Here is a 5,728-nt window from a genome sequence, read left to right as displayed (position 1 = left end):
GGACAAATGTTAAGGGCCACCCCTTGTGGGGTGGCCCTTAACAGTGTGAATGTCCGGCGGCGTCCTACTCTCCCACGACCTCCCGGTCGCAGTACCATCGGCGCTGTCGGGCTTAACTTCCAGGTTCGGAATGGAGACTGGGTGTTTCCCCGACGCTATGGCCACCGAAACTCTATCGAAATATCAACCAACCACACTACTCGAGCCACGCATCCGCTTGCGCGGATGGCTGGCGAGGCTGGGTTGACCGTATTTCGGGAACCGTACAGTGAACGCGAACAACTCTAGTTACATAGCGCAGCTTGAAAGTCTTGGTCCACACGAGTGTGGGTGTGTGACAAGCCCTCGGCCTATTAGTACCAGTCAGCTACACACCTTGCGATGCTTCCACTTCTGGCCTATCAACCCAGTGGTCTACTGGGGGCCTTACCCGGTTAACCCGGTGGGAGACCTCATCTTGAAGCGTGCTTCCCGCTTAGATGCTTTCAGCGGTTATCACTCCCGAACGTAGCCAACCAGCCGTGCTCCTGGCGGAACAACTGGCACACCAGAGGTTCGTCCACCCCGGTCCTCTCGTACTAGGGGCAGCCCTTCTCAAGTCTCCTGCGCGCGCAGCGGATAGGGACCGAACTGTCTCACGACGTTCTAAACCCAGCTCGCGTGCCGCTTTAATGGGCGAACAGCCCAACCCTTGGGACCTACTCCAGCCCCAGGATGCGACGAGCCGACATCGAGGTGCCAAACCATCCCGTCGATATGGACTCTTGGGGAAGATCAGCCTGTTATCCCCGGGGTACCTTTTATCCGTTGAGCGACGGTGCTCCCACATGCCACCGCCGGATCACTAGTTCCGACTTTCGTCCCTGCTCGACATGTCTGTCTCACAGTCAAGCTCCCTTGTGCACTTACACTCGACACCTGATTGCCAACCAGGCTGAGGGAACCTTTGAGCGCCTCCGTTACATTTTAGGAGGCGACCGCCCCAGTCAAACTACCCACCAGGCACTGTCCCTGATCCGGATAACGGACCAAAGTTAGACAGCCAGAACAACCAGAGTGGTATTTCAACGATGACTCCACCCGAACTGGCGTCCGAGCTTCACAGTCTCCCACCTATCCTACACAAGTTGTACCGACCACCAATACCAAGTTGTAGTAAAGGTCCCGGGGTCTTTCCGTCCTGCTGCGCGTAACGAGCATCTTTACTCGTAATGCAATTTCGCCGAGTCCACGGTTGAGACAGCGCCCAAGTCGTTACGCCATTCGTGCAGGTCGGAACTTACCCGACAAGGAATTTCGCTACCTTAGGATGGTTATAGTTACCACCGCCGTTTACTGGCGCTTAAGTTCAAAGCTTCGCCGGCCGAAACCAGCTAACCTGTCCCCTTAACGTTCCAGCACCGGGCAGGCGTCAGTCCGTATACATCGAATTACTTCTTCGCACGGACCTGTGTTTTTAGTAAACAGTCGCTTGGGCCTGGTCTCTGCGGCCATCACCGCTTCCCCCAGCAAGTGAGGTAACGGTTCCGGCCCCCCTTCTCCCGAAGTTACGGGGGCATTTTGCCGAGTTCCTTAACCATGGTTCACTCGATCGCCTTGGTATTCTCTACCTGATCACCTGTGTCGGTTTGGGGTACGGGCGGCTCTAACACTCACTGCGAAGTTTTTCTCGGCAGCATGGGATCATCCACTTCCCCTAAACGGGTCCGCCTCGGCTCTCAGGCTCAATGAGACACGGATTTGCCTATGCCTCGCCCTACCACCTTGCCCGCGGATCAGCTTACGCCTACCATCGCCGCGGTTGGACTACCCTCCTGCGTCACTCCTCAATGCACCTACTACCACCTCGGGTCAAACCGTCCACCACTCAACCCGAAGGTCTTGTGGATTCTGGTTCTTAGCATCAGCGGGTTCGGTCGGGTCGTGTTAATGCCGGTACGGGAATATCAACCCGTTGTCCATCGACTACGCCTGTCGGCCTCGCCTTAGGTCCCGACTTACCCAGGGCAGATTAGCTTGACCCTGGAACCCTTGATCATTCGGCGGACGGGTTTCTCACCCGTCATTCGCTACTCATGCCTGCATTCTCACTCGTGCAGCATCCACAACTCCATCACTAGGCTGCTTCACACGCTGCACGACGCTCCCCTACCCATCCACACACCTGGATGATGCCTCGAAAGACATCACCGGGTACGAGTGTGAATGCCACAGCTTCGGCGGATTGCTTGAGCCCCGCTACATTGTCGGCGCGGAATCACTTGACCAGTGAGCTATTACGCACTCTTTCAAGGGTGGCTGCTTCTAAGCCAACCTCCTGGTTGTCTGGGCAACTCCACATCCTTTTCCACTTAGCAATCGCTTAGGGGCCTTAGCTGGTGATCTGGGCTGTTTCCCTCTCGACTACGGAGCTTATCCCCCGCAGTCTCACTGCCGCGCTCTCACTTACCGGCATTCGGAGTTTGGCTGATTTCGGTAAGCCGGTAAGCCCCCTAGACCATCCAGTGCTCTACCTCCGGTAAGAAACACGCGACGCTGCACCTATATGCATTTCGGGGAGAACCAGCTATCACGGAGTTTGATTGGCCTTTCACCCCTATCCACAGGTCATCCCCCAGGTTTTCAACCCTGGTGGGTTCGGTCCTCCACGCGGTCTTACCCACGCTTCAACCTGCCCATGGATAGATCACTCCGCTTCGGGTCTAGAGCATGCGACTAAAGCGCCCTATTCAGACTCGCTTTCGCTACGGCTACCCCACACGGGTTAACCTCGCCACACACCACTAACTCGCAGGCTCATTCTTCAAAAGGCACGCCGTCACACCCCACAAAGGAAATGCTCCGACGGATTGTAGGCAACCGGTTTCAGGTACTATTTCACTCCCCTCCCGGGGTACTTTTCATCTTTCCCTCACGGTACTAGTCCGCTATCGGTCACCAAGAAGTATTTAGGCTTAGCGGGTGGTCCCGCCAGATTCACACAAGATTTCAAGAGTCCCGTGCTACTCGGGAAAACACTCGAGAGTCACCGTCTTACGCCTACGGGGCCATAACCCACTACGGCTCAACATTCCAGAAGATTCGACTTCAACGATGATTTATAACTCTCCGACACCACGGCATTAGTGTCTGAATGCTCCCACAACCCCACATACGCAACGCACGCCGGCTATCACACGCACATGGTTTAGCCTCATCCGCTTTCGCTCGCCACTACTCACGGAATCACTGTTGTTTTCTCTTCCTGCGGGTACTGAGATGTTTCACTTCCCCGCGTTCCCTCCAGAACCCTATGTGTTCAGGCACTGGTAACTGGCTTTAGAATGCCAGCTGGGTTTCCCCATTCGGACACCCCCGGATCACAGCTTGGTTGCCAACTCCCCGGGGCTTATCGCAGGCTCCAACGTCCTTCATCGGCTCTTGGTACCAAGACATCCACCGATTGCCCTTAGTAGCTTGTCACAAAACAAAACAACAAAATTACGCTACAAAGAGATGCTCGCGTCCACTATACAGTTCTCAAAATACGGGCAGGAACACCAGCTCACACCCACCACACACCAGGAAAGACCACCCACAGGGAAACAACACACCCACAAGCAATCTCCACCAGCAGTTTGATGGAAGCCGGCCCCAGCCACCCACCACACCAAACCCTCACGGATCCAGTGTGATTGTGACCCAGAGACAACCAGTCCAAGACCCTTCCAGGTCCAGGCCCGATTTCTCAGGACCCAACAGCGCGCCTCGGCCTCTCACCCGGTCTCACTCACGTTCCACGCACCCACCCACAAGGAGCAGCTGCAGTACTAGATTCGATCGATCGGGATCCAGGCCTAATGGTCAATGTTCCACATTCCGAAGCACCGTCGCCCTGGAACGAACGTCCAGGAAACGACGAATTGACGACCACCCTTGCGGGTCGATCGCCGAATGCTCCTTAGAAAGGAGGTGATCCAGCCGCACCTTCCGGTACGGCTACCTTGTTACGACTTCGTCCTAATCGCCAGCCCCACCTTCGACGGCTCCCTCCACAAGGGTTAGGCCACCGGCTTCGGGTGTTGCCGACTTTCATGACGTGACGGGCGGTGTGTACAAGGCCCGGGAACGTATTCACCGCAGCGTTGCTGATCTGCGATTACTAGCGACTCCGACTTCATGGGGTCGAGTTGCAGACCCCAATCCGAACTGAGACCGGCTTTTTGGGATTCGCTCCACCTTACAGCTTCGCAGCCCTTTGTACCGGCCATTGTAGCATGCGTGAAGCCCTGGACATAAGGGGCATGATGACTTGACGTCATCCCCACCTTCCTCCGAGTTGACCCCGGCAGTCTCCTATGAGTCCCCACCATAACGTGCTGGCAACATAGGACGAGGGTTGCGCTCGTTGCGGGACTTAACCCAACATCTCACGACACGAGCTGACGACAGCCATGCACCACCTGTATAGGACCCTTACGGACCCCCCATCTCTGGAGGATTTCCCTATATGTCAAACCCAGGTAAGGTTCTTCGCGTTGCATCGAATTAATCCGCATGCTCCGCCGCTTGTGCGGGCCCCCGTCAATTCCTTTGAGTTTTAGCCTTGCGGCCGTACTCCCCAGGCGGGGCGCTTAATGCGTTAGCTGCGGCACGGAGGACGTGGAATGTCCCCCACACCTAGCGCCCAACGTTTACGGCGTGGACTACCAGGGTATCTAATCCTGTTCGCTACCCACGCTTTCGCTCCTCAGCGTCAGGTAAGGCCCAGAGAGCCGCCTTCGCCACCGGTGTTCTTCCTGATATCTGCGCATTCCACCGCTACACCAGGAGTTCCGCTCTCCCCTGCCTACCTCTAGTCTGCCCGTATCGGAAGCAGGCTCGGAGTTAAGCTCCGAGTTTTCACTCCCGACGTGACGAACCGCCTACGAGCCCTTTACGCCCAATAATTCCGGACAACGCTCGGACCCTACGTATTACCGCGGCTGCTGGCACGTAGTTGGCCGGTCCTTCTTCTGCAGGTACCGTCACTCTCGCTTCGTCCCTGCTGAAAGAGGTTTACAACCCGAAGGCCGTCATCCCTCACGCGGCGTTGCTGCGTCAGACTTTCGTCCATTGCGCAATATTCCCCACTGCTGCCTCCCGTAGGAGTCTGGGCCGTGTCTCAGTCCCAGTGTGGCCGGTCGCCCTCTCAGGCCGGCTACCCGTCGACGCCTTGGTAGGCCATTACCCCACCAACAAGCTGATAGGCCGCGAGCCCATCCCCAACCGCCAGAACTTTCAACCCCCCACCATGAAGCAGGAGATCATATCCGGTATTAGACCCCGTTTCCGAGGCTTATCCCAAAGTTGAGGGTAGGTTGCTCACGTGTTACTCACCCGTTCGCCGCTCGTGTACCCCCGAAGGGGCCTTACCGCTCGACTTGCATGTGTTAAGCACGCCGCCAGCGTTCGTCCTGAGCCAGGATCAAACTCTCCGTTGAAATCTATATGTCAACCACAACCCCAAAGGGGCCGCAGACAACAGACAAACGAAAAACGATCCTTCGAATCAGAAACAATCAAACTGACTGAATCCAGAAAAATACTTCAAAGGAATCCGCCACAGACAACAAACAACCACCCACCGAAACACCATCAAGGCATCCCAGCAGAAAAATCATCCGAAGCCCATGAACGGGGATAATGCATCTTTCGGCATTGACTTTCGGCACGCTGTTGAGTTCTCAAAAATCGGGCGCACACCGCG

3 rRNA genes are annotated in these 5,728 nt (G+C 56.1%); all 3 read right to left on the bottom strand.

Going from position 1 to position 5,728, the window contains the following annotated elements:
- Positions 1-51: 51 nt before the first annotated feature.
- Positions 52-169 (bottom strand): 5S ribosomal RNA (gene rrf / locus ACIBG5_RS43495).
- A gap of 164 nt (positions 170-333) precedes the next feature.
- Positions 334-3,462, bottom strand: a 23S ribosomal RNA gene (locus tag ACIBG5_RS43490).
- A 482-nt stretch (positions 3,463-3,944) separates the two neighbouring features.
- Positions 3,945-5,462: ribosomal RNA gene (locus ACIBG5_RS43485) — 16S ribosomal RNA — on the bottom strand.
- Together the 16S, 23S and 5S rRNA genes form the textbook arrangement of a ribosomal RNA operon.
- Between the last annotated feature and the right edge of the window lie 266 nt (positions 5,463-5,728).

It is taken from the genome of Kribbella sp. NPDC050241 (assembly GCF_044459685.1).
Taxonomy (GTDB): domain Bacteria; phylum Actinomycetota; class Actinomycetes; order Propionibacteriales; family Kribbellaceae; genus Kribbella.
Note: the sequence above shows the minus strand (reverse complement) of the source record. Positions and strands in the feature narration are given on the sequence as shown.